This window comes from Paracoccus panacisoli (genome assembly GCF_042435015.1).
In the GTDB taxonomy this organism is placed as follows: Bacteria; Pseudomonadota; Alphaproteobacteria; order Rhodobacterales; family Rhodobacteraceae; genus Paracoccus; species Paracoccus panacisoli.
Map to the genome: position 1 here is coordinate 1 of NZ_JBHMQU010000091.1, position 1,136 is coordinate 1,136.

The 1,136-nt window shown below is 67.2% G+C and carries 3 protein-coding genes; all 3 read right to left on the reverse strand.

What is annotated here, in order from left to right; translation table 11 throughout:
- Window positions 1-345: IS66 family transposase (locus ACFHYO_RS15595; protein WP_394321607.1), on the reverse strand; the 345-nt coding region annotated here is incomplete at its 3' end.
- A 59-nt stretch (window positions 346-404) separates the two neighbouring features.
- Complete coding sequence (gene tnpB, locus ACFHYO_RS15600) at window positions 405-752, reverse strand: IS66 family insertion sequence element accessory protein TnpB (RefSeq protein WP_134727152.1); 348 nt, start codon at window positions 750-752, stop codon at window positions 405-407.
- Window positions 749-1,136, reverse strand: a 388-nt coding sequence (gene tnpA, locus ACFHYO_RS15605; protein ID WP_394321609.1) for an IS66-like element accessory protein TnpA, incomplete at its 5' end; no start/stop codon positions are given. The genes tnpA and tnpB, both read right to left, overlap by 4 nt.

The following is a 1,136-nucleotide window of genomic DNA, read 5'->3' on the forward strand; positions in this document are numbered from 1 at the left end:
CCCGCCGCAATCGGCACAGGCGTCGGCACTTGGCGTCAGTTCCACTTCCATCCGGGGGAGGTGATCCGGGATCGGGCGACGCTTCGGTTTATCCTTCTCATCGACGTCTGGCAGCTTCATCCGCGCCGTCATCGCGGCGGCGGCGATCTCGCTGGTCTCGAGGGCGAGGTGGAGTTGTTCTGCCGTCTCAGATGACGCGCCGAACCGGTGCGCACGGTGCCCGGCCAGTTGGTGCCGGAGCTTCTCGATCAGGATCGCCTGGGCCTTCACCTCCGCCAGGAGCCGCGCGGTGAAGCTGCGCAGCTCCTCGGGATCTTCCGGCAGGATGGCGGGCTCGTCGAGCATGAGACGAGCTTAACGGGCTGGATTCCGGCTGGGAATCCTCAACGATTAGGGCCAGTCGCTTATCCGGCCGCCAAGGGCTGCCAGGTCCGCTGCGGGGTCCGCCAGTCGATCCCTTCCAGCAGCATCGCCAGCTGCGCGGCCGATAGCGCGATCTTGCCCTCGGTGGTGGAAGGCCAGACGAACCGGCCCCGCTCCAGCCGCTTCATGAACATGCAGGCGCCCTGGCCATCCCACCAGATCACCTTGACCAGATCGCCGCGCCGGCCCCGGAACACAAACAGATGCCCACCGAACGGATCCTGCTTCAGCACCGCCTCGGCCTGTGCCGCCAAGGCCGCAAAGCCCTTGCGCATGTCCGTGACCCCGGCCGCGAGCCACACCCGCGTGTTGGTCGGCACCGGGATCACGCCGTCAGCCCCCGGATCAGCCGCGCCAGAGCCTCGGGATCGTAGCGCCCCGTGACCCGCATCCGCTGCCCGCCGGCGAGTTCGATCTCGATCCGGCCCACCTCGGCGACAGGCGCATCAGGGACAGCCGGGGCTGCCCTGGTATCCTGCACGATCTCGACCGGCAGAAACTTCGCACCCTCGCGAGAGCACGCCTCAGCCTCGGGCGCAAAACGAGGATCGCGCAGCCATTTGAAGATCAGGTTCGCGTTGACCGCGTAACGCCGCGCGACCTGAGCAACCGAAACGCCCGGTGCAGTCGTCTGAAAGCAGATCGTCCGCTTCTCCTCGTCCGTCCAGAGCCGCTTCGTCCGACGCGCCACGCAAGCACCATAGTGTCCACCA